The 22,011-nt window shown below is 63.2% G+C and carries 23 protein-coding genes and 2 pseudogenes; 14 read left to right on the top strand and 11 right to left on the bottom strand.

The genetic code is table 11. The features are described from left to right. Positions 1 to 30: 30 nt before the first annotated feature. Positions 31 to 1,089: a polysaccharide deacetylase family protein gene (locus CK226_RS08595; RefSeq protein ID WP_095788068.1), complete on the top strand. Its 1,059-nt coding sequence runs from the start codon at positions 31 to 33 to the stop codon at positions 1,087 to 1,089. A gap of 73 nt (positions 1,090 to 1,162) precedes the next feature. On the opposite strand, the gene CK226_RS08590 is transcribed toward CK226_RS08595, so the two are convergent. Next, positions 1,163 to 1,378 carry a DUF2842 domain-containing protein gene (locus CK226_RS08590; protein WP_095788069.1) on the bottom strand — a complete coding sequence of 72 codons (216 nt, stop codon included), beginning with the start codon at positions 1,376 to 1,378 and terminating at the stop codon, positions 1,163 to 1,165. Between the two features lie 152 nt (positions 1,379 to 1,530). On the opposite strand from CK226_RS08590, the gene CK226_RS08585 reads away from it, so the two are divergent. Continuing rightward, positions 1,531 to 2,691, top strand: coding sequence for a COX15/CtaA family protein (locus CK226_RS08585; RefSeq protein WP_245437695.1), 1,161 nt, complete (start codon positions 1,531 to 1,533; stop codon positions 2,689 to 2,691). 19 nt (positions 2,692 to 2,710) lie between these two features. On the opposite strand, the gene CK226_RS08580 is transcribed toward CK226_RS08585, so the two are convergent. From CK226_RS08580 to speB, 3 genes are read right to left on the bottom strand one after another with little or no spacing between them, the layout of a single operon-like run. Further along, positions 2,711 to 3,553 carry an aminoglycoside phosphotransferase family protein gene (locus CK226_RS08580; protein ID WP_210202231.1) on the bottom strand — a complete coding sequence of 281 codons (843 nt, stop codon included), beginning with the start codon at positions 3,551 to 3,553 and terminating at the stop codon, positions 2,711 to 2,713. Further along, positions 3,550 to 4,476: an N-acetyl-gamma-glutamyl-phosphate reductase gene (gene argC / locus CK226_RS08575; protein ID WP_095788071.1), complete on the bottom strand. Its 927-nt coding sequence runs from the start codon at positions 4,474 to 4,476 to the stop codon at positions 3,550 to 3,552. The genes CK226_RS08580 and argC overlap by 4 nt, the downstream gene beginning before the upstream one ends. Positions 4,477 to 4,506: 30 nt before the next feature. Beyond that, on the bottom strand, positions 4,507 to 5,514 hold the full coding sequence (gene speB, locus CK226_RS08570) for an agmatinase (RefSeq protein WP_095770411.1): 1,008 nt from the start codon (positions 5,512 to 5,514) through the stop codon (positions 4,507 to 4,509). Positions 5,515 to 5,636: 122 nt separating this feature from the next. Between speB and CK226_RS08565 the strand changes: the two genes are divergently transcribed. From CK226_RS08565 to CK226_RS08550, 4 genes and pseudogenes are all read left to right on the top strand, one after another. Further along, on the top strand, positions 5,637 to 6,845 hold the full coding sequence (locus tag CK226_RS08565) for an acyltransferase (RefSeq protein WP_095791585.1): 1,209 nt from the start codon (positions 5,637 to 5,639) through the stop codon (positions 6,843 to 6,845). Between the two features lie 96 nt (positions 6,846 to 6,941). Then, the gene (locus CK226_RS08560; protein WP_095791584.1) at positions 6,942 to 8,000 is read left to right on the top strand and encodes a glycerophosphodiester phosphodiesterase family protein; all 1,059 of its coding nucleotides are present in this window, start codon (positions 6,942 to 6,944) and stop codon (positions 7,998 to 8,000) included. After that, positions 8,000 to 8,155: pseudogene (locus tag CK226_RS08555) on the top strand (DNA polymerase III subunit chi); the annotation flags it as partial. The gene CK226_RS08560 and the pseudogene CK226_RS08555, both read left to right, overlap by 1 nt. Before the next feature lie 12 nt (positions 8,156 to 8,167). Next, a pseudogene (locus CK226_RS08550) lies at positions 8,168 to 8,443 on the top strand (hypothetical protein); the annotation flags it as partial. An 11-nt stretch (positions 8,444 to 8,454) separates the two neighbouring features. Here CK226_RS08550 and CK226_RS08545 read toward each other — a convergent pair. The 4 genes from CK226_RS08545 to CK226_RS08530 all read right to left on the bottom strand — a co-directional run bounded on the left by CK226_RS08545 (position 8,455) and on the right by CK226_RS08530 (position 11,520). Further along, on the bottom strand, positions 8,455 to 9,159 hold the full coding sequence (locus CK226_RS08545) for a class I SAM-dependent methyltransferase (RefSeq protein ID WP_245317958.1): 705 nt from the start codon (positions 9,157 to 9,159) through the stop codon (positions 8,455 to 8,457). A gap of 732 nt (positions 9,160 to 9,891) precedes the next feature. Further along, complete coding sequence (gene rpsI / locus CK226_RS08540; RefSeq protein ID WP_027028580.1) at positions 9,892 to 10,374, bottom strand: 30S ribosomal protein S9; 483 nt, start codon at positions 10,372 to 10,374, stop codon at positions 9,892 to 9,894. A 1-nt stretch (position 10,375) separates the two neighbouring features. After that, positions 10,376 to 10,840 carry a 50S ribosomal protein L13 gene (gene rplM, locus CK226_RS08535; protein ID WP_010915638.1) on the bottom strand — a complete coding sequence of 155 codons (465 nt, stop codon included), beginning with the start codon at positions 10,838 to 10,840 and terminating at the stop codon, positions 10,376 to 10,378. 215 nt (positions 10,841 to 11,055) lie between these two features. Continuing rightward, positions 11,056 to 11,520: a PaaI family thioesterase gene (locus tag CK226_RS08530; RefSeq protein ID WP_095770407.1), complete on the bottom strand. Its 465-nt coding sequence runs from the start codon at positions 11,518 to 11,520 to the stop codon at positions 11,056 to 11,058. 155 nt (positions 11,521 to 11,675) lie between these two features. On the opposite strand from CK226_RS08530, the gene CK226_RS08525 reads away from it, so the two are divergent. From CK226_RS08525 to CK226_RS08500, 6 genes are all read left to right on the top strand, one after another. Further along, positions 11,676 to 12,497: an enoyl-CoA hydratase gene (locus tag CK226_RS08525; protein ID WP_095791583.1), complete on the top strand. Its 822-nt coding sequence runs from the start codon at positions 11,676 to 11,678 to the stop codon at positions 12,495 to 12,497. Positions 12,498 to 12,499: 2 nt separating this feature from the next. After that, the gene (locus CK226_RS08520) at positions 12,500 to 12,922 is read left to right on the top strand and encodes a VOC family protein (RefSeq protein ID WP_095791582.1); all 423 of its coding nucleotides are present in this window, start codon (positions 12,500 to 12,502) and stop codon (positions 12,920 to 12,922) included. Beyond that, complete coding sequence (locus CK226_RS08515) at positions 12,922 to 13,704, top strand: AAA family ATPase (protein ID WP_095791581.1); 783 nt, start codon at positions 12,922 to 12,924, stop codon at positions 13,702 to 13,704. Before CK226_RS08520 ends, CK226_RS08515 begins: the two co-directional genes overlap by 1 nt. Beyond that, positions 13,701 to 14,222, top strand: coding sequence for a CoA-binding protein (locus CK226_RS08510; protein ID WP_095791580.1), 522 nt, complete (start codon positions 13,701 to 13,703; stop codon positions 14,220 to 14,222). The genes CK226_RS08515 and CK226_RS08510 overlap by 4 nt, the downstream gene beginning before the upstream one ends. A gap of 160 nt (positions 14,223 to 14,382) precedes the next feature. Next, positions 14,383 to 15,663 carry an O-acetylhomoserine aminocarboxypropyltransferase gene (locus CK226_RS08505; RefSeq protein ID WP_095791579.1) on the top strand — a complete coding sequence of 427 codons (1,281 nt, stop codon included), beginning with the start codon at positions 14,383 to 14,385 and terminating at the stop codon, positions 15,661 to 15,663. 6 nt (positions 15,664 to 15,669) lie between these two features. Continuing rightward, positions 15,670 to 16,014, top strand: coding sequence for a cupin domain-containing protein (locus CK226_RS08500; protein WP_179295890.1), 345 nt, complete (start codon positions 15,670 to 15,672; stop codon positions 16,012 to 16,014). Positions 16,015 to 16,192: 178 nt separating this feature from the next. On the opposite strand, the gene CK226_RS08495 is transcribed toward CK226_RS08500, so the two are convergent. Next, the gene (locus tag CK226_RS08495; protein WP_095791844.1) at positions 16,193 to 17,443 is read right to left on the bottom strand and encodes a cytochrome P450; all 1,251 of its coding nucleotides are present in this window, start codon (positions 17,441 to 17,443) and stop codon (positions 16,193 to 16,195) included. 102 nt (positions 17,444 to 17,545) lie between these two features. On the opposite strand from CK226_RS08495, the gene CK226_RS08490 reads away from it, so the two are divergent. Then, positions 17,546 to 18,649, top strand: coding sequence for an FAD-dependent oxidoreductase (locus tag CK226_RS08490; protein WP_095791578.1), 1,104 nt, complete (start codon positions 17,546 to 17,548; stop codon positions 18,647 to 18,649). Positions 18,650 to 18,678: 29 nt separating this feature from the next. Here CK226_RS08490 and CK226_RS08485 read toward each other — a convergent pair whose 3' ends face one another. Together CK226_RS08485 and CK226_RS08480 are read right to left on the bottom strand one after the other, a co-directional pair. Continuing rightward, on the bottom strand, positions 18,679 to 20,058 hold the full coding sequence (locus tag CK226_RS08485) for a pyridoxal-dependent decarboxylase (RefSeq protein ID WP_095791577.1): 1,380 nt from the start codon (positions 20,056 to 20,058) through the stop codon (positions 18,679 to 18,681). Between the two features lie 111 nt (positions 20,059 to 20,169). Continuing rightward, a complete protein-coding gene (locus tag CK226_RS08480; protein ID WP_095791576.1) occupies positions 20,170 to 20,760 on the bottom strand; it encodes a hypothetical protein in 591 nt (196 codons plus the stop codon). 338 nt (positions 20,761 to 21,098) lie between these two features. On the opposite strand from CK226_RS08480, the gene clpP reads away from it, so the two are divergent. After that, positions 21,099 to 21,728, top strand: a complete 630-nt coding sequence (gene clpP / locus CK226_RS08475; RefSeq protein ID WP_095770397.1) for an ATP-dependent Clp endopeptidase proteolytic subunit ClpP — start codon at positions 21,099 to 21,101, stop codon at positions 21,726 to 21,728. Positions 21,729 to 22,011: the final 283 nt, after the last annotated feature.

Here is a 22,011-nt window from a genome sequence, read left to right as displayed (position 1 = left end):
TGGATCAGCCTAGGCGCAAAAGGTGAATGAATGATCGACGGTGGGGAGGCAATCCGGAAGCTGGCGCTCAACGTCGCCCGCTATACCGGCCTCGCACCGCTGGCCAGGCCGTTTGTCGGCGGCATCGGCGCCATCCTGATGCTGCACCGCGTGACGGCGACACCGGAAAAGCCCGACAGCGTCAACCGGCACCTCAACATCGCGCCCAGTTTCCTCGACGCCGTGATCGCCGACATGAAGGCGGACGGCTATGTATTCGTCTCGATGGACGAGGCCGTGGAGCGCATCAAGGCAGGCGGCAAGGGCGGCCGGTTCGCCACCATCACCGCCGATGATGCCTATCGCGACAACATGACCGAGGCCCTGCCGGTGCTGGAGAAGCACGGCGCGCCGGTGACCATCTATGTGGCGCCAGGGCTGATCGACGGCACCGCCGATCTGTGGTGGGATGTGGCCGAGGATATCGTCAACGCGTCCGACCGCCTGACTTTGTCGACCTCGAATGGTCCGGCGGTGATCGATTGCGCGACCTCGGCCCGGAAAAGCCAGGCCATAACCCGGTTGCACGCCTACCTCGCCACCGAGGTTCGCGAGGAAGATCTGCGCACCGTGCTGCGCGATCTCGCCAGATCAAATGGCGTCGACGCGGATGCCTCGCGCCTGCGGACGCTGATGAACTGGGATGAGATCCGCACCGTCGCCGCGCATCCGCTGGTCACGATCGGCGCCCATACGATCAATCACAGCAATCTGAAGCGGCTCTCCGAGGCCGATGCGCGGCGCGAGATCGACGCCGTGAAGGACATGTTGCGAGCAGAGCTTGGCAGCGAACCACTCCATTTCGCCTATCCCTATGGCTATGCAAGCGCGGTCGGCTGCCGAGAAGTCGGCTTTGCCCGCGACGCCGGCTATGTCTCCGCCGTGACGACCCGCCATGGCGTGCTGCGCGCCGAACATGCCGGCTTCCTGCATGCCTTGCCGCGCATTTCGATCAATGGCCGCTACCAGAACCTCGCCCATATCCGCACCATGCTGTCGGGCGTGACGACGCCGCTCGCCAATGCCGGCAAGATGGTCGTCACCATCTGACCGGGGGGTTGCCGTCAATCCGCCGTGCGCGTTGATCCAGCCGTCTATGCCTCTGCAACCGGGCCAGCCCGTTTCAGCGCTTCGCCCGCGGTTCCAGCATCAACCACTTGATGATGCCCATCGCCGGCAGCACCCAGAGCAGGCCGCTGAACAGGAAGAACAGGAAGTGCACCAGCGCGCCCGATTCCGACAGACGGGCGACGGCAACGATCGATGCGACCAGGGCATAGATGATGACCAGTGCCACCAGCAGGAACATTCCGATCAGCTTTTTCAGGCGAATGGGCATGGCTCGGCCTCGTTGATCGCTACCGCTTAGGCCGAACGCCGGACAGGCGCAACCCGCGACATCGGGCGCGACGGCGTGCCGCGCTGCATGGTCTTGCCAGCACGAATGCGATGGTTCACCAATCCGCCACCTCAACCGGACGGGACAAGATCATGGCTGCCGTATCAGCCGCCGCGCCATACGTCGCCCGCGACCGCGACCTGCACAACCGCGCGCTTGTGCGTGGCTGGCTTTATGTCGTGCTTCTGGTGCTGTTTGCCCTGGTGGTGGTCGGCGGCGCCACGCGGCTTACGGAGTCCGGCCTGTCGATCACCGAATGGCAACCGATCCACGGTATCATCCCGCCGCTCAACGACGCCGAGTGGCAGGAGGAATTCCAGCGCTACCAGCAGATCCCGCAATACACCGAGCTCAACAAGGGCATGAGCATCGAGGCGTTCAAGTCGATCTTCTGGTGGGAGTGGGCGCACCGTCTCTTGGCGCGCAGCGTCGGCTTGGTTTTCGCCTTGCCGCTGCTGGTCTTCTGGGGGAGCCGCCGTATCGAGCGCGGCCTGGGGCCAAAGTTGGTCGGCATTCTGCTTCTCGGCGGCCTGCAGGGCGCTATCGGCTGGTGGATGGTGGCCTCAGGCCTGGTCGACCGTGTGTCCGTGAGCCAGTATCGGCTGGCGACGCACCTGACGCTGGCGGCGCTGATCTTTACCGCCACCATGGTCGTCGCGCGTGGGCTGGCGCCGCATTCGGAGCCCGCCGCCGATCGCTCGACGCAGCGTCTGGCCGGCTTCATCGTGTTCCTGGCGCTGGTCCAGATCTACCTCGGCGGCCTGGTCGCCGGGCTCGACGCCGGCCTGAGCTACAACACCTGGCCGCTGATGGACGGCAAGATCATCCCGGGTGATTTGCTGATCCTCGAGCCGGCGTGGCGCAATTTCTTCGAAAGTCCGAAGACGGTGCAGTTCATCCATAGGCTCGGCGCCTATACGGTCTTCGCCGTCGCGCTCTGGCACATGATCGCCACACGTCGGCGGCTGCCCGGCTCGACCCATGCCCGCCGCGCGACGCTGTTGTTTGTGCTGGTGCTGGTGCAGGCTTCGATCGGCGTCGGTACGCTGCTGATGCAGGTGCCGCTGCATATGGCACTGACCCATCAAGCTTTTGCACTGATCGTGCTGGGCTTTGCCGCCGCGCATTGGCGCGGCACCAAGGGCGCCTATCCACTGCCGACACGGCCACCGATGAAACGCAGATACATTCTCTTTGGTCTCTTGGCAGCTGCAATAGTCTACTTTGCAGTCGAACTGCCTCGCTACGTCTAACGCTATGTGACTGCGGCGCTCAGAAGGTGAGCCGCACTGCCCGGATCGCCTCGGCGATCGACAGTTCGCGGTTCTCCTCGACCGCATTGTCGTCCTCGCGGTGCCACGCGGCCGACAGGCAACCATAGGCGATGGCGTGGTCGAGGATGGCCGGCGGTGCCTGGCCCAGTGTCCTGGCAAAGACTTCGGCCATATGCGCGATCCGCTCCGGATCGAGGCAAAGATCGTCCCGGTCGAGCGGGTTGTAGAACATGTTGGCGGCGTCGAAGCCGGGATCGCCGAGCACACCTTTCGGATCGATCACCAGCCAGCCGCGCGGCCCGTGCAGGATGTTGTCGTGGTGGAGATCGCCATGCAAGGGCCTGATATCGTGCGGATTATCCAGCAGCCGTCCGGCGGTCGACGCAGCCTCGACATAGATGCTGGCATGACCCGCGTCTTTGTCGGTTGCGGCTTTCCTGAACAGGCTGGCGTACCTCTCCCTGAGCGGCTGCAACTCGGGCGGGTAAGGGTGTTGCGATGGTGAAAACAGTTTCGTCATCACCTCGGCCGCGATCGCGGTCGCGGCATTGTCGCCCTGTTCATCGAGAACCCGCGTAAGCAGGGTGTCGCCGCCATATTCGAGCAATATGCGGTGGCCGTCGCGGCCAAGCAGGCGCACCGCGCCTTCGCCGCGCCGCCAGGCGAGGAAATGCTCGCCGCGCAGCTCGTCGGCGACATCGTCGAAAGGCTTGAGCGCCTTGACGACGGCCGGCGAGCCGTCGTCGCGAACAACCTTCCAGATACGGCTCGAAAAGGTTTCGGCAATGAGGTCCGGCGCGCTGACTTTCCAGCGCGCCGGAAAGGCTGGTGCGTCCATCAAAGGCCGAGCATCAGGTCCATGTTCTGGACGGCTGCACCCGAGGCACCCTTGCCGAGATTGTCATAGACCGCCAGCAGCAGCGCCTGCGCGCGTTTGTCGTTGGCAAAGACGTAGACCTTCATGCGGTTGGTGCCGTTGTATATCTCGGGATCGATCTCCGGCATGCGCTCCAGATGTGCATAGGGCGCCACCTCGACCACGCCGCCCTTGATGGCGGCGAAATGGTCGGCAATGGCGGCATGAAGCTCCGCGCCTGTCGGCACATGCTCGAGGCCGCCCAGTTGCAGCGGCACCACTGTGATCATGCCTTGGGCGAAATTGCCGACCGCCGGCTGCATGATCGGGTCATGCGACAGTTTTGCATAGGCCCGCAGTTCCGGCACATGCTTGTGCTGCAGCGTCAGGCCATAGGGCAGGAACTCCGAGGCGTCCTCGCCCTTGGCGACATAGTCCTCGATCATCGGGCGTCCGCCGCCCGAATAGCCGGAAATGCCGTTGACGGTGATGGGGAAATCCGCCGGCAGCAGGCCTGATGTGACCAGTGGCCTCAGCGTGGCGATCGGTCCCTGCGGCCAGCAGCCGGGATTGGCGACGCGCTTGGCCGTGGCGATGGTTTTCGCCTGATCCTTGTCCATCTCGGCGAAGCCATAGGCCCAGCCTTCGGCGACACGATGCGCGGTCGACGCATCGATGACCTTGGTGGTGTCGTTGGCGATCAGCGAGACGCTCTCCTTCGCCGCATCGTCCGGCAGACACAGGATCGCGATATCGGCGGCATTGAGGAATTCGGCGCGCGCCGCCGTTTCCTTGCGGCGCTCGGTGGGGATTGAAATGATCTCCAGGTCGCCTCGCTCGGCAAGCAGCGCCCGGATCTGGAGGCCGGTGGTACCGTGCTCGCCGTCGATGAAGATTTTCGGTTTCATGACCTGATCAAATTCCCTGATATTCCGAGACTATATGCCGTTACCGTGATTCACCGCGGCACCGTTGTGATTGCCGTTGTTCATCTCATCCTGCCGTGCCTTTCGTTCGGCCAGCAGGCCGAGATACTGCATGGCCACCATCGAGCCGGCGATCGCCGTTATATCGGCGTGATCGTAGGCCGGCGCAACCTCCACGACATCGGCGCCGACAATATCGACCTGGTTGAGCTGGCGCAGCGTCGACAGGATCTTCGCCGAGGACGGTCCGCCAGCCACCGGCGTGCCGGTTCCGGGCGCATAGGCCGGGTCGAGGCAGTCGATGTCGAAGGTGAGGTAGGTCTTCTTGCCGCCGGTGCGGTCGACGATGGCGTAGGCGATGTCGGAGGCGCGCATCTCCTCGATTTCGTGGCCGTAGAGGATCTTGATGCCGAACGTATCAGGGGCGTGGGTGCGGATGCCGATCTGGATCGAACGGTCCGGATCGATGATGCCTTCCTTGACCGCACGGCCGACAAAGGATCCGTGGTCGATGCGTTTGCCGTCATCCTCCCAGGTATCCTGATGCGCGTCGAACTGCACCAAAGCGAGCGGCCCGTGGATGGCGGCATGTGCCTTGAGGAGCGGCCAGGTGACGAAATGGTCGCCGCCCAGCGTCAAAAGAAAGGCGCCTGATTTCAGGATCTTCGCCGCTTCGCGCTCGATCGTGCCCGGCGTTTTCTGGTGATTGCCGGAGTCGAGCAGGCAGTCGCCGTAATCGACGACCGCGAGATGTTCGAACAGATCGCGCGAAAATGGATATTGCGGGTCATTGTCGAGGATCGCCGATGCGCGGCGAATCGCCTGCGGCCCGAAACGGGCGCCGGGCCGGTTGGTGACGGCGGCGTCGAAGGGAATGCCCCATACCACTGCGTCCGCGCCCTTCACGTCCTTGGTGTATTTGCGCCGCATGAACGACAGCGCGCCGGAATAGGTCGGCTCAAGGGCGCCACCCGTTTTGGAACGGGCGGTGAAGGCATGGTCGATGTTCTTGGTCGCCATTACTGGTCCTCGTTTTCATCGGGTGCAACAACTACAGAACCGGCATGGAAGATGCCAGTCACGGCCTGGGGAGACCAAACGGCGCCGCCCGGGTGCCACGGCAAGACAGGATTTGTATCATCATGACGCAGGCCGCGTTTCTTAATCCGTCCGATGCCGTGGTGTCGACCCATGCCGGTACGATAGCCGGCGAGCGCTTCCAGGTTCTCGATTCGTGGCGTGGCATCTGCGCGCTGCTTGTGGCGCTGTTTCATTTCCCGACCGCTTCCGCGATCTCGCAGAGCGCCTTCATCGGTTCGTCCTATCTTTTCGTCGATTTCTTCTTCGTCCTTTCCGGCTTTGTCATCGCCGGCAGCTATGCCGATCGGCTGAGCCAGCCGGCAGAGGTCGCCCGGTTCGCGCTGGTGCGGTTCGGCCGCATCTATCCGCTGCATCTCATCATGCTCGCCGCCTTTGCGGGCTTCGAACTGCTGCGCCTGATGCTGCCGCAACTGCATGGCACCGGCGCTGCCCCCTTCACCGGCGGTTTCGATTTGAAGAGCCTGCTTGCCAATCTGCTCCTGCTGCAAGGGATGGGCTTCGAGGATCACCTGACCTGGAATGCGCCAAGCTGGAGCATTTCGGCGGAGTTCTTCGCCTACCTGCTGTTCGCCGGCGTGGTCTTCATCGCCGGCGCGCGTGCCTGGATATGGCTTGTCGCCGCCGCCATCACCGCGCCGCTTTTTCTGCTTGGCTTCTCCATACATCATATGGATGTATCCTACGATTTCGGCTTCATCCGCTGCCTCTACGGCTTCTCGCTCGGGGCCCTGCTGGCCTGGTTTCAGCATGATTCCATTGCAGGGGCGCGACAGCTCCTCGCCAGAAGCGGCCCGCGGCTGAGCTGGACCCTTGCCGAAATCGTCATGGTGGCGGTCATCGTGCTTTTCGTCTCACTGGCGGGCAGCAATGATTTCGGCATCGCGGCACCCCTGGTGTTCGCGCTGGCGCTGTTTCTCTTTGCCCATGAGGGCGGCTGGATTTCCGCCTTGCTGCGGGCGCCGTTCATGCTGACGCTCGGCGCGCTGTCCTATTCCATCTACATGGTCCACATCTTCGTGCAGGCGCGCCTGATCAACGTTGCCGGGCTCGTCGAGCACAAGCTTGGCCTCGGCCTCGTCGGCGACATCGTGCTGCGCGGGTCGCCGGCGACGGGCTTCGGCACCGGCTGGGCCGGAACGGTGGCAATCGTCGTCATGCTCGTCGCCACCATCGCCGCATCGTGGATCACTTGGCGCTTCATCGAAATTCCGGCGATGACAAGGTTCCGCCGGCTCTCGAAACGCATCTGACGCCACCTTTCCTGAGAATCTGCTAGCCGGCTTCGTTCACCCAGATGTCACGGGCATCGCCTATCCCGGCTTCGATCCGGCAAGGAGCGATTCTGGATGCGAACCATCTGTCTGAGTCTTCTGCTTTCCGCGGCACTTGCGGCTTCCTCTGGTCAGGCGTTGGCCAGCGAAACCCGCGCCAGGCAGATTCTCGACCGCTTCGAGCATGCCAACCAGTGGCGCGACCATGTCATGGTGGCCGCCCATCGTGCAGGCAGCATGCAGGCCGGCAAGACGCTCTATGCGGAAAATTCGCTCGCCGCCGTCGAAGGCTCGATCGCCATGGGCGCCGAGATTGTCGAGGTCGACATCAGGCGCTCGAAGGACGGTGAGTTCGTCGTCATGCATGACAGCTGGCTCGACCGCACCACGACCTGCAGGGGCGAGGTGGCGAAATACACGCTTGCCGAACTGAAGACCTGCCGCTTGGTGATCGAGGGCACCCGCGCCGTCACCGACGAGAGGGTTTCGACGCTGCGCGAGATGCTGCTGGCGACCAGGGACAGGATCCTCATCAATCTCGACAACAAGCTCGAAGTCGGTGACCTCCCGGGCATGATCGCGGTGGCGCGCGATCTCGGCATGGCCGACCAGGTCATCGTCAAGGAGAATCTCTGGAACCAGACCAGGATTGCCACGGTGAAGGCGGCCATGGCCGCGATCGGCGGCGGCGTCCAGTTCATGCCGATCATCGCCGATGACGCGGTCCATGACGCCGGTTTCGCCGGGACGGTCGACCACGCCTTCTCGCCGCGCGCGATCGAGCTGATCAACTGGCGGGCCGGCGCCGAGACGCTGACCGAAACCGGTGGACCGCTGTTCAGCACCCGCATGCGCGCGGCCGCGGTGCGGGGCAACTGGCACATCTGGGCCGACACCTATGCCATCGTCAACAAGCCGAGTGGCTTCCTCGCTGGCGGCCGTGGCGACGAATTGGCGGTCCAGGCCAGCCTGCCGCGCGAAGTCTGGGGCTTCTGGGCCGATCGTGGCGCCACCATCATCCAGACCGACGAACCGAAAGCGGCCATCGCCTGGCTGGCGGCGAACGGCTATCGCGTGCCTTATGCCGGGACGGGCGAACGCCTCGAGCCTGCCGCGACCGCCAGCATCAATTGAGCCAGAGCTACGAGCGCATGGTGCTGCTGTTCAACGGCGACGATCCGGACGCACTTGCCTTGGCCCGCAGCACCTGGACGGATTGCAAGACGCGCGGATTTGAGGTCACCTATTGGCAGGCCTTCGAACGGGGCCGGTGGCAGCGGCGGAATTAGCGGTCGTTTACATCGACGACGGCGCCTGCGGCCATGGGCGGCACGGTCGGGCTCGGCCACACCGAATGCGACGTGGTGCGCGGCATCGGCGCGCCCTCGAACGTCAATCTCTCCTGTGACGGTGCCGGCCGGCGCGTCGCTGTGGTCACCTGGACGACCGGCCGGCGTGCGGGCATCTACACGTTCACGTCCGGCCGCCTGTCCTCGATCTAGGGCACGCTGGAAGCGCCGGTCGCATCGAAGCCGGCAAGCCGAAGGCGAAGAAGGAAGAAGAAAGCGGCGACGTAAGGCACCGCGCATTAAGCGGCCTTTCGCCCCTTGATCGCCGTCGACCAGGCGTGAACCGTGATCGCTCCCGTGGCGCTTGCCGGCAGTCTGTCCTTTAGTCGGCGTTTCAGCTCCGCGCTCTCCGCATCCGACAGCTTCCCGACGATTCCGCTCGGGCTGCTCACGACCATGGATAGCCAATAATCGTCGAAGTCAGCGAAGGCGCGTTCGACGACAAGCTCGCGCGTCTCGACATCGCGGATGCCGAGCTCCGCCCAAAGCGCCTTCAGCGCCGCGAAACGCGAGACCTCCGCGCTCGGCGGACGTGCGGCCGGTTTGCCCATCGCGTCCATCTCCTCCCACAAATGCTGCGTAGGGGTGCCGCCGCGCATGACGTCCCAGGTGTAGGACGCGACAATGCCGCCGGGCTTGGTGACGCGGAGCATTTCCGAGGCGCCCTTGCGCGGGTCGGGGACGAAGAACAGCACCAGCGCCATCACAGCGACGTCGAAGCGGTTGGCGTCGTAGGGAAGGGCCATCGCATCGCCAATCAACAGCTCGACCTGCTTTGCCGAGATTTTTTGCCGAGCAGTCGCAATCTGCGCGTCGGAGGGATCGATCGCGCAAACGGACGAAGGGGCGGACTTCGCTAGAATGAGCTCAGTGAACGCGCCGTTGCCGGCACCGACATCAACCCAGGCCCGTCCGGAGCCCGGCGCCAGCCAGTCGAGGAACAAAGCCCCGGCGGATCGGCTCCAGGGAGCCATGAAGCGCTCGTAAGCCGCGCCGTCGGTGAATTTGATCGGTTCGGGTGACATCCGCGACCTTCCCTAAGAACCACCTATCCAAATATCCTTGGACCGAAAAGGCCGGTCCCGTTTCGTAGCATGGTGCCGCGCCGCGCGCGACGGGCCTCAGCAAATTTGCCGAGCCCGACATTTTCCGGATGTGCAACACGGCTTGCATCTATCGAATGCCGCGCCCGGACGGCTACAGTGTTGTCATATGCTATTGGGGAGGGGGCATGAGGCGGCGCGAATTGCCGGGAAGCCGCCGATCGACTGGACCGGGCAAGGGCTTGTCGTGCTGACGCTGTTTTCGCTGACCGGCGCCGTCTGTGAGGGCTGCTGTCCCTGCCGGTCGCCATTGGTCTCGCCGTGCCCGCCATGACCACGGCGCTGCTGTCGTCCGTGCCGACGGCGATGTCGGGAACAGCCTCGGGCGTGCTCAATACCGTGCGCCAGTCAGGCGGGGCGATTGGTGTCGCGCTGTTCGGCTCCGCCTTTGGGGTTGGGCTCGATCCAGGGCATGCAGATTGCCTTCCTCGCCTCGGCGCTTGCGGTGGCCGGCGCGGCGCTCTGCGCGTTCCCTGTTCATCCGCAACGCGGACCATTCCGCAGGATAGGGATGCGCAATGCAAAAAGGCCGCCCGGAGGCGGCCTTTTCGATTGTCCAAGACTGCGGAGCGCTTAGCGCTTCGAGAACTGGAAGCTGCGGCGGGCCTTCGCCTTGCCGTACTTCTTGCGCTCGACGACGCGGCTGTCGCGGGTCAGGAAGCCGCCCTTCTTGAGCACGGCGCGCAGCGCCGGCTCGTAGTAGGTCAGCGCCTTGGAGATGCCGTGACGCACCGCACCGGCCTGGCCGGAGAGGCCGCCGCCGACGACGGTGGCGACGATGTCGTACTGGCCCGAACGGTTGGAAGCGATGATCGGCTGGTTGAGGATCATCTGCAGGACCGGACGCGCGAAATAGGTCGCGAATTCCTTGTCGTTGACGACGATCTTGCCGGAACCCGGCTTCACCCAGACGCGCGCGATGGCGTTCTTGCGCTTGCCGGTGGCATAGGCGCGGCCCGACTTGTCGAGCTTCTGGACGTGGACGGGGGCTGCCGGCTGGGTATTGGTGTTGCCCGTGGCGGCGCCCAGTTCTGCGAGCGAGGAAAGCTCAGCCATCTTATGCGACCTTCTTGTTCTTGGAATTCAGCTTGGCCACGTCGAGGACTTCTGGCTGCTGGGCGACATGCGGATGCTCGGCGCCTGCATAGACGCGCAGGTTCTTCATCTGGCGACGGCCGAGCGGACCACGCGGGACCATGCGCTCAACGGCCTTCTCGACGACACGCTCGGGGAAACGGCCCTCGAGCAGCTGGCGCGCGGTGCGCTCCTTGATGCCACCGGGGTGGCCGGTGTGCCAGTAATAGACCTTGTCGGTGAACTTCTTGCCGGTGAACACCACCTTGTCGGCATTGATGACGATGACATTGTCGCCGTCGTCGACATGCGGGGTGAAGGTCGGCTTGTGCTTGCCGCGAAGATGATTGGCGATGACAGTGGCGAGACGGCCGACGACGAGACCCTCGGCGTCGATCAGGATCCACTTCTTCACCACATCCGCAGGCTTCTGCGAAAAGGTTGTCATGTTTTCTGCTCTCGGTTTTGACCTTCAAAGAGAAGGCGTTTCTTGTTGCTTGGATTGGCGATGAGGCGCTTGCCCGCCGCCAATAACAAAACGGCGGCCTTTGCGGGCCGCTGCTTCGTGACGGCTTATAGGTGAGGGGGAATTGCGCGTCAAGTCGATCAAAAAGCCATCTAGCGAAGAAACAGCAGTAAAAACAATGGCATAGTAAAAAGGTATTATTTTACCACATCGCCGGTGCGCTTCGGCGGGATCGAATAGGTGCCCGTGGCGTGCGCGATTGTTTGTCCCTCCGGGCCGGCGACGATGTCGATGTCGAACACCATCAGGCTCTTTCCGAGCTTTAGGATCCGGCAATGGCCATCGATCGGCCCGGCCTCGGCCTTGCGCACGAAGTTGATGTCGAGGTTGATCGTAACCGACAGCGCATCCGGCCCGGCATGGGAAAGCACGCATACATAGCCGCCAATGTCGGCCAGCGTGAACAGCGACGGACCGGATACCGTGCCGCCGGGACGCAAATGCCGCTCGCCGGCATTGAGCCGTACGGTGCAGCCGCCTGGGAAAACGTCGATCGCCTCATAATATTTGAACTGGTCGTTGAGCTGAGGATAGACGGTTTCCATCAGCACATTGACTTGAGCTGCGGTCAGCACCGGCTTGAGATTGGTCTGGGCAGGCATGTCGGTCTCTCGCTTTTACGCCAAGCCTGTATGAGCGCGGCAAGGCATTGCTGGCAACACCTTCGGCCTTCTGGCGTAAGCGATGGGTGTTGGACGAAGGCCAATCCGATATTAGATAGTCCATAAGCCCGACCGGAATCGCGGAGACCTTAGCCATGGCCGAAATCCTTGCCATCAAGCCTGTCGCTGTCGAGGGGCCGGTCACGACCAGGCTGGACAAGGGCGTGCTGCGCCTAACGCTCGCCAATCCGCCAGCCAACGCTTTGTCGCTCGCGGTGATGGCGGCGCTGACGGCCGAACTCGACCGCGCCAAGGCCGACAAGGCGGTTCGTGTCATCATCCTGTCGGCGGCCGGAAAGGTGTTCTGCGCCGGCCATGATCTCAAGGAAATGACGGCGCGCCGCGCCGATGCCGATCGCGGCAAGGCTTTCTTCGAAGAGACATTCGCCGCTTGCGCCCAACTGATGCAGGTGATCGTGCGCCATCCCGTGCCGGTCATCGCCGAAGTCGACGGCCTGGCGACCGCCGCCGGCCTGCAGCTTGTCGCCAGTTGCGACCTGGCGATCGCCTCGCATGAGGCGACCTTCTGCACGCCGGGCGTCAATATCGGCCTGTTCTGCTCGACGCCTATGGTGGCGCTGTCGCGCAACGTCTCGCGCAAGCAGGCGATGGAGATGCTGTTGACCGGCGAGACGATCGACGCGGCAACCGCCAAGGAATTCGGCCTGGTCAACCGCGTCGTGCCGCGCGAATACCTGAATCAGATCGTCACCAAATACGCGCAAACCATTGCTTCCAAATCATCTTTGGTGGTCAAGACCGGCAAGGAGGCCTTTTACGCGCAGGCCGAAATGGGCGTGGCGGACGCCTATGCCTATACCGGCCGCGTCATGGTCGAGAACATGCTGGCGCGCGACGCGGAAGAAGGCATCGGCGCCTTCATCGGCAAGCGCAAGCCGGAATGGACGGACGAGTAGCCGTGGAGCCGCGCATCTCCATCGTCACGATTGCAACGGATGACCTCGACCGCGCCGTGCGCTTCTACGAAACCATGGGGCTGAAACGGCATGCCGGCATCACCGACGGTGTCGCCTTCTTCCAGATGGGTGGCGTCATTCTCGGCCTGTTCCCGCGCGCCAGCGCCGAGGCGGATTCCGGCATCGCATTCGCCAAGGCGCCGTCCGCCGTCTACCTCGCCTACAACACCCGCACCGACGTCGAAGTCGACGAGTTGCTCGCCACGGCGGAAAAGGCCGGCGGCCGCATCGTCAAGCCGGCAGGCCGCGCCTTCTGGGGTGGCTGGTACGGCTATTTCGCCGATGCGGACGGGCATGTCTGGGAAGTCGCACACAATCCGGCCTTTCCGATCGCGGCGGACGGCACGATTTCGCTGCCTGCTTGATGGCCTACCGCAAACAGCTGACGCGGCTCAAGGCGCCATACCTCAAGCGTGTCCTGCTCGATAAACAGCGAGTGTCCGACTGGGAAAAGTACCCCTGGAACCTGCCGCTGTTTCGCTACCGCGAATTCGAGCTCGAATTCACCACGCCGATCACCATCATCGTCGGCGAGAACGGCACCGGCAAATCGACGCTGCTGGAAGCGATTGGTGCTTTGGCCGGTTATGACGAGGCCGGCGGCGGCAAGGGCTACCGCCCGGTCGACCATTCAATCGCCATCGACAAGAGCGGCGCTGCGCTGGCCAGCACATTTCGGGGCCACTGGCTGCCGAAGGTAACCGCCGGCTGGTTCTTTCGCGCCGAATCCTTCTATTCGGTGGCCCGGTACCTCGACCAGGCGGCGCTGGAAGATCCGTCCAAGCCACCGCCGCCGGATTTCCTTTCCTGGTCGCATGGCGAGGGTTTTATCCGTTTCTTCGAGGAACGCTGCCGCAGGCAAGGCATCTACATTCTCGACGAGCCGGAGAGCGCGCTTTCGCCGTCGCGCCAGATCGAACTGCTGAAAATGCTGCGGCGCATGGACCAATCCGGCACCGCGCAGGTGATCATGGCGACGCACTCGCCATTGTTGATGGCTTGTCCCGGCGCGCGGCTGTTCCGCATCAGCCGGTTCGGGCTCGAGCCCGCCGACTTTCGTGATACGGACCACTTCCGCATGTTGCGCGATTTCAGCAACGACCCGGATGGTTTTCTCGCCGAGGCGTTGTATGAGGACGAGGCATGAATCACGATAGCTACGACAACACCTACATCGCCGGCATCCTCAATTCGGTGAAGACCATCGCCATGGTCGGCGCGTCGGCCAATGACGTAAGGCCGAGCTATTTCGTGCTGAAATACCTGCTGGCCAAGGGCTTTTCGGTGTTTCCGGTCAATCCGGGCCAGGCCGGCAAGGAAATCCTCGGCCGGATGACCTATGCCAGTCTGGCCGATATTCCGGAGCCGATCGATATGGTCGACATCTTCCGCGCCGCGACCGCGGTGCCGGGCATCGTAGACGAGGTATTGCGGCTCGATCCCTTGCCGAAAGTCGTCTGGATGCAGCTCGGTGTGCGCCATGACGAGGCCGCCGCTCGCGCCGAAGCGGCCGGCATCAAGGTGGTGATGAACCGCTGTCCGAAGATCGAATACGGCAAGCTCTCCGGCGAGATCGGCTGGACCGGCGTCAATTCCGGCGTGCTGTCGTCCAAAAAACCACTGATGCGCCAGGGGTTTCAGAGTTTCGGCGTGCGCCAGAAATAGGCCGCGGGCGAGAAGCGCAAAATTATTCCGGCTGGCGTCGTATTTTCCTGCGGCTTGGTCGAAGGTCCCACGCCGAAGGGTATTTTCTTCTTTGCATTCCGAGCCGGGCTTCGCCAAGAATGCCCGGCGAATTCTGAGAAGTTCTTGAGGGAGGTTTCAAGTGACCCGTACGCCCGGTTTCAACACGCTCGCCGTCCATGCCGGCGCCAAGCCCGATCCGGCCACCGGCGCGCGCGCCACGCCGATCTACCAGACGACCTCCTTCGTCTTCGATGATGCCGACCACGCCGCGTCCCTGTTCGGCCTGAAGGCGTTTGGCAACATCTATACCCGTATCATGAACCCGACGCAGGCCGTGCTTGAAGAGCGCGTTGCGGCACTCGAGGGTGGCACTGCTGCCCTTGCAGTCGCATCAGGCCACGCCGCGCAGGTCATCGTGTTCCACAATCTGATGCAGCCGGGCGACAATTTCGTCGCCGCAACAAGGCTCTATGGCGGTTCGATCAACCAGTTCGGCCATGCCTTCAAGAATTACGGCTGGGAAGTCCGTTGGGCCGACACCAACGACATCTCGACCTTCGAAAGCCAGATCGACGACAGGACCAAGGCGATCTTCATCGAGAGCCTGGCCAATCCGGGCGGCACTTTCGTCGACATCGAGAAGATCGGCGACATCGCCCGCAGGCACGGTCTACCGCTGATCGTCGACAACACGCTGGCCTCGCCCTATCTGATCCGTCCGATCGAGCACGGCGCCGATATCGTCGTGCATTCGCTGACCAAGTTCATCGGCGGCCATGGCAATTCGATCGGCGGCGTCATTGTCGATGGTGGCACCTTCGACTGGTCGAAGTCGGGCAAATATCCGATGCTGTCGGAACCGCGCCCCGAATATGGCGGCCTCGTCCTGCACGAAACTTTCGGCAATTTCGCCTTCGCTATCGCCGCGCGCGTGCTTGGCCTGCGCGACCTCGGCCCGGCGATCTCGCCCTTCAACGCCTTCCTTATCCTGACCGGCCTGGAAACCTTGCCGCTGCGCATGCAGCGTCATTGCGACAATGCGGTCACGGTTGCCGGCTGGCTGTCCAACCACCCCAAGGTCGCCTGGGTGAATTATCCCGGCCTGCCCAGCGACAAGAACAATGCGCTGCAGAAGAAATACTCGCCGCTCGGCGCAGGCGCCGTGTTCACCTTCGGCCTCAAGGGCGGCTACGAAGCTGGGGTCAAATTCGTCGAGGCGCTGGAACTGTTCTCGCACCTGGCCAATGTCGGCGACACCAAGTCGCTGGTCATCCATCCGGCGTCGACCACGCACCGCCAGCTTTCCGACGAGCAGAAGGTCAAGGCCGGCGCCGGCCCGGACACCGTGCGGCTTTCGATCGGCATCGAGGATGTCACTGATATCGTCGCCGACCTCGAACAGGCACTCGCCAAGGTCTGATTGCTGATGGCCGCTTTCCTTTCCGTCGACACCAAGAGCGTCGAACCCGAATCCGGCGCGCCCGCGCCGGATCGCCTGATCTCGGGCGATCCAAAATTCCGCACCTGGAACGTCGAGGAGCGGGACGGCGGCCTCTATGCGGGCATCTGGGAAGCGACCCCCGGCAAATGGCGTATCGTCTATGACGAATGGGAGTTCTGCCACATCCTGTCCGGCGTTTCGGTGATCTCGGAAGACGGGGGCGAAGCGCGCACCGTCAAGGCCGGTGACAGTTTCGTGCTGAGGCCGGGCTTCAAGGGCAGCTGGGAAGTGCTTGAAACGACTCGCAAGGAGTATGTGATCAAGCTGTGATCACTTCGCCGGAAACTGGCTGGGGCAGGCTTCCGACGCTTTGTCATGCGCCGTCAGCAGATCGGCGTCCTGGACTTCGATATCGGCGTGGGCGAGTGCTGTGGTCCCCAGCCAGGCGCACAGCTACGCCAATGCGAACGCCGTCGCCGGTCTCCAAAACAGTCTCGCCCGCGATCGTTCAGAAGCCGACGGCGAGCGTTTCCAGCCCATGGAAGTGGTAAGTGTCGCGGAAGCGCGGGGTCTCGGCAAGATGCAACCGCGGGTGCCGCTCGAACAAAGTCCTCAACGACACCTGCAGTTCGAGCCGGGCCAGCGGCGCGCCGATGCAGAAATGGATGCCGGCGCCGAAGGACACGTTCTTCTGGTCGCTCCGGTCCGGCCGGAAGGCCTGCGGTTCGGCAAAAGCGTGCGGATCATGATTGGCCATGCCGAGCAAAAGCCCGATGGTCTGGCCCGGCTGCACGATGATGCCGGGTGCAATCTCGATTTCCTGGTAGGCGTAGCGCGTGAACATATGCAGCGGCGCGTCGAAGCGCAGGCATTCCTCGACGGTTGCGGCGGTCGCTTCCGCCGAGGTGAAGAAGCGGCTGGGATCGCCGCCTTGCGCCAGGATCGAGCGCACCGCGTTGCCGGTCTGATGCACGGTCGCTTCATGGCCGGCATTGAGCAGCAGGATTGCCGAGGACACCATTTCGTCCTCGGACAGCCTCTGGCCGTCCTCCTGTGCCGAAATCAGCAGCGACAGGAGGTCGTCGCCGGGATTGTTGCGCCGCTCGGTGACGTAGCCGCGCAGGAAATCGGCAAATTCGCTCGCGGCGCGGTTGGCCGTCTCCTCGGTCTCGCGCGTGCGGCCATGAATGTACATGGCGACCATTTGATGGGACCATTTGAGAAGTTGCGGGCCCATCTTGACCGGCACGCCGAGCATTTCGGCGATGATGGTGATCGGCAGGGGAGAAGCGAAGGCAGGCAAAAGGTCGACCGGTCCGGCCGGGTCAAAGCGGTTGATCAGCTCGTTGGCGAGCGCCTCGACCCGTGGCCGCAGCCGTTCGACCTGGCGCGAGACGAAGGCCCGGTTGACCAAGGTTCTCAGACGCGTGTGCACCGGGGGTTCCAATTCGAGCATGGAGTTGGCTTCAATGCCGTCGAACGCCTTGAGATGGCTGCGGTCCTGGCCGACACCACGGCTGTCTGGAATGCCGGCCGGGTTCTGGCGGCCGAAGCGGCGGTCGCGCAGCAGCCGATTGACATTGTCGAAGCCGCCAAAGCACCAGACGCCGAATTCCTCCCAAAAGAAGGCGTTCGAGACGCCGTGCAGGAAGGCGTAGGCCTCGTACGGGTTCAGGAAGAAAGCCGGCTCGTGCGGGTCGAGCCGCAGCCGGAGAGTGGCTGGATCAAAGGCCAGATAGGGGAGCGTCGAATTGGTCATGCCCGACCCATAGCGCGGCTTGCCAGCCGCATTCCAGACCGTATGTTGGCGCCCGCACTCCAATGAATTGAGCCAGCCAATGCGCGCGGAAGGTCTGAGCGGATGAACGTGATCGTTGTCGGCGCGGGGATTGCCGGGCTCTCCACGGCGTGGTCGCTGGTCAAGGCCGGCCACGGTGTGTCGATCGTCGAGCAGGGGCCGATCCCCAATCCGCTGGCCGCGTCCGGCGACCATCACCGCATCATCCGCCGCGCCTACCGCGCCGGAACCGGCTACGGCCGGCTGATCACCGAAGCCTATGAGGCCTGGGACGAGATGTGGGCCGATCTCGGCGAAAGCCACCTCGATGCGCGCGGATTCGTCTGCATTTCGCGCGAACCGGGCGACGAGGCCGAGGAATACCGCGAGGGCCTGGAGGAGGGGAATTTTCCGTTCGAACTGTTCGAGCCCGACGCCGCGGTCAAGCGCTGGCCTTTCCTCGAGCCGGGCACGTTCCGCTATGCCTATTATTCGCCGGAGGGCGGCGCGCTCCACTGCCGCAAGATCGCTTCCGGCCTTGCCGCCTGGCTGCGTACCAACGGCGCCAATGTCTACGAACACAGCAAGGTGACCGCGATCGACTCCGACACTGGCCGCATCGTGCTCGAAAGCGGCGAAGCCATGCAGGCCGACCGCGTCGTCGTCGCCGCTGGCGCCTGGGTGCTGAAGCTGCTTCCGGAACTGGGCGGCGAACTGAAGACCTATCGAACAGCCCTTGCCTATGTCGAACCGCCGGCCGAGCTGAAGGCGGCCTGGGAGGCGGCACCGGTCGTCCTCGACGTCGGCGGCGCTGTCGATGGCTACGTCATCCCGCCCTCCGGCGGTGCCGGCATGAAATTCGGCTCAGGTCTGCACAGGGTGCCGACCAGCGACGCCGACTGGAACCGTCAGCCGGTGCCGGGCGAGGGCGAGGCGATCCGCAACCTGTTTTCGCCGCCGATCGCCCGCATCCAGGAATATGAGGTGACCGAGGTGGTCACCTGCGCCTACACCTTCACCGCCGATGAGAAATTCATGGCGCATGCGAAGGGCAAGTGCCTTGTTGTCTCGGCCTGCTCTGGCCATGGCTACAAGTTCGGTGCCGCGGTCGGCAGGCGCGTAGCCGTCGCCGTTGGCGATGGCGACATCGCCGGCCTGAAGGCGTGGCTCCGGGCGGAGGTGGCCTGAACCGCACCAGATCGAAGACTCGCGGCGGCTTAGCGATTGAGCGCGTCGGCGGCGGCCATGACTTCGGACACAATCGCCCGCACATCATCTGGGGTCGTTCTGTGATTGACGAAACACGCCCGCAGCGCGAAGTGACCGTTGATCGTCGCGTTCGACAGATACACCCGGCCGCGCGCGATCACGCGGCGCAGGATGGCTTCGTTGTCCTTCGAGCGGTGGCGGAAACAGACGGCGCTTAGCGATACCGGCGCAAGCTGTTCCAGCTCCGGCTGCGACGCGATTGCCTGGGCGAGCATCTGCGCATGGCGGAGATCGCGCGTGATGGCTTCGCGATAGGCGCGGCGTCCGTGGTACTGCAGCGACATCCAGAGCTTCAACGCACGGAAGCGTCGAGAGAGTTCGATCGACTCCTCGAAGAAGGCAAATGCTTCGGTAGGGTCATCGCTCAGTATCCTGACGTAGTCGTCGCTGTGCGAAAAGGTCGTTCGCGCGATCTCTGGGTGGCGATAAAGCAGACAGCCGCAATCGAGTGGCTGATAGAGCCATTTATGCGCATCGAGCGACAGCGAATCGGCTGAAGACAACCCCTGGAACTTTTCCGGCACCGCCAGGGCCGCCAGTCCTCCATAGGCACCATCGACATGCATCCAGAGCGCTTCCCTGCCGGCGATGTCCGCAATTTCGGGGAGGCGATCAATCGCGCCGGAGATGATGGTGCCGACGGTGGCCACGATGGCGATGGGCATGTTCCCGGCCTCGCGGTCGGCAACAATTGCTGCCTGGAGAGCATCCGGTCGCATTCTGAATTTGTCGTCGACAGGGATCAGGCGAAGGTTTTTTCTGCCGATGCCGAGCAGAGCGACGGCCTTGGGAATGGACATGTGCACTTGTTCGGAAGCATAGACCACGCAGGGCCGTGCACCTGTTTCGTTGGCGGGCAACTTCGCTTCCCTCGCCATCGCCAAGGCCATGAGGTTGGCCGTCGAGCCGCCGCCGCACAGGCTGCCGGTAAATCCGGCGCAGCCAACAGCCTCCGCCAGCCATCCGACAACGGCGCGTTCGATCGATGTCGCCGCCGGCGCCGATCGCCACGAGGTCACATTCTGATTGAGCGCCGCAGCGAGCAACTCTCCCAGCGCGCCGACCGGCTCGCCCGAGCCGACGACGTAACCGAAGAATCTGCCTGTGGAAGGTCGCACGTGCTCCGAGATCGACTTGAAGTCCTGCAAGACTTCTCGACCTCGACCGTTCTCGAGCCAAGGTCGCGAGAAGAGTTCGGTCGTGTGTTTGCCGCTGGTCAACGGGTACGTCCGACGCCCCTCAAGAGACGCCCAATAGCTTTTGGCGAGCCCCATGGCTTCGTCCGCAAGATCTGATAGTTCTTGATTGGAAACTTCCAGGTCGCGCATGTTCTCAGCCCCGCCGAAATGCTGCCGGGGCGCAGGCTATCGTTCCGGTCGAAATCCAACAACCTCTCATCATTAGGAACTATTTGGTGGCCGTGATCGGCGTGAAGGCAGCTAATCCTGGCAGTGCCTCGGAATATGCACGCGCCGCCAGCCCGACGACCCTTCGCGGACCAGCACGCGCCGCGCGACGGTCTGGTAGGAGGCAGGGACGTCGATGACGCGCCTTTGCTCCGGCTGCACCAGGACTTCCTCGGCGATCCTGTCATATTGCGCCGGGATGACGACCCGCCGCGTACGTTCAGGCTGGATCACCACCGTCTCGGCGACGCGCCCGTAGCGCGCCTTGTGCCAGACCTTGCACAGCACCTTGCGGCCATGGATGACGCGCCATTCCCAGGAATAGCCGCCGTCGTCGACCCTCACCGTGTGGTAGACGGTGCGGGTGACGGCGGGCACGATTTCGTAGGTCACCTGCGCCGGAACGGTCATCACCACGCGTTCGCGTGTGCCGTAGATGGGCGGGGTGTAGTCGACCTGTTGGCCCGGCGGGCTGACCATCACGTCTTCATAGACCGTGTCGTAGAGGTCAGGCGTGCGGACCGGTTCGTAGCATTCCACCGCGCCGTCGCCGGCCGCCGTCTGCGAAGTCGTGCCGAGCATGGCCAGCCCGGCAATGGCGAAGGATGCGCTTCTCCTGAACATGACACTCCCCCTGTTTGAACCGCAGGCACAAGTTCAACGTTGAATTGTAGGGAAAGACGCCGCTCAGAAAAGCGGTTTTGGCGCATTTCGTTAAGTGACGCGGTTAAGAAACTGCTACGTTGCGGGCCGGTACCGTCTGCCCTTGACCGGCGCAAGCGTCAGCGATGCGAATCCTTGGCCGTAAAGCTTGATTCGACTTACCCAGATGGCTAGGACGGGTCGGCCTTGCACAAGGATGAGCCGGCATCCTATCTACGGAACAACGATCCAGAACCGATTCTGCCCGATCTGCCAGCATTCCCGGCGCCGGAATCCCACCGCGAGATAAGAGATAACTGATGAAAAACCCCGTCGAAACCTACATGAACCTCGTTCCGATGGTGGTCGAACAGACCAATCGCGGCGAGCGGGCCTACGACATCTTCTCGCGCCTCCTCAAGGAGCGCATCATTTTCATCACCGGTCCGGTCGAGGACGGCATGGCGACGCTGGTCTGCGCGCAGCTCCTGTTCCTCGAAGCCGAAAATCCGAAGAAGGAAATCAACCTCTACATCAATTCGCCGGGTGGCGTGGTCACTTCGGGCATGGCGATCTACGACACCATGCAGTTCATCAAGCCGGCCGTGTCGACGCTCTGCATCGGCCAGGCGGCCTCGATGGGCTCGCTGCTTTTGACCGCCGGCCATAAGGACATGCGCTTCGCCACGCCGAACGCCCGCATCATGGTTCACCAGCCGTCCGGCGGCTTCCAGGGCCAAGCCTCCGACATCGAGCGCCATGCCATGGATATCGTCAAGCTGAAGCGCCGTCTCAACGAGGTCTATGTCAAGCACACCGGCAAGAGCTACGAGGAGATCGAACGCACGCTCGACCGCGACCATTTCATGACCGCCGACGAAGCCAAGGATTTCGGCCTCATCGACAAGGTCATTTCGTCGCGCGAGCCGGTTGAAAGCGCCGTGGCATAAGGGCTTGGTGGCAGTTGGATGACACCATCACGCGCTTTTGGCGCGTCTTGCGGCATTTCGGCCACAATTGGCTGTTCCCTCGACGGTCGGGATTGCCTACGTTAAGGCTATGTTGATTTTCGACGGCTTAGCTTTGTGTGGGGTTGCTGCGAATCATTGCCACGTTTTCTGATTTGTGTTTCGTACGGAATACGTTGCGGGAGCCGGGACACTGGCGGCGGCGGATTCCCGCGATAAATAGAGTATGCGCCCTTTCAGCCAGACCATCGGCGGGCGGCGATGA

The organism is Mesorhizobium sp. WSM4311, assembly GCF_002295115.1.
Classification (GTDB): Bacteria; Pseudomonadota; Alphaproteobacteria; order Rhizobiales; family Rhizobiaceae; genus Mesorhizobium.
Note: the sequence above shows the minus strand (reverse complement) of the source record. Positions and strands in the feature narration are given on the sequence as shown.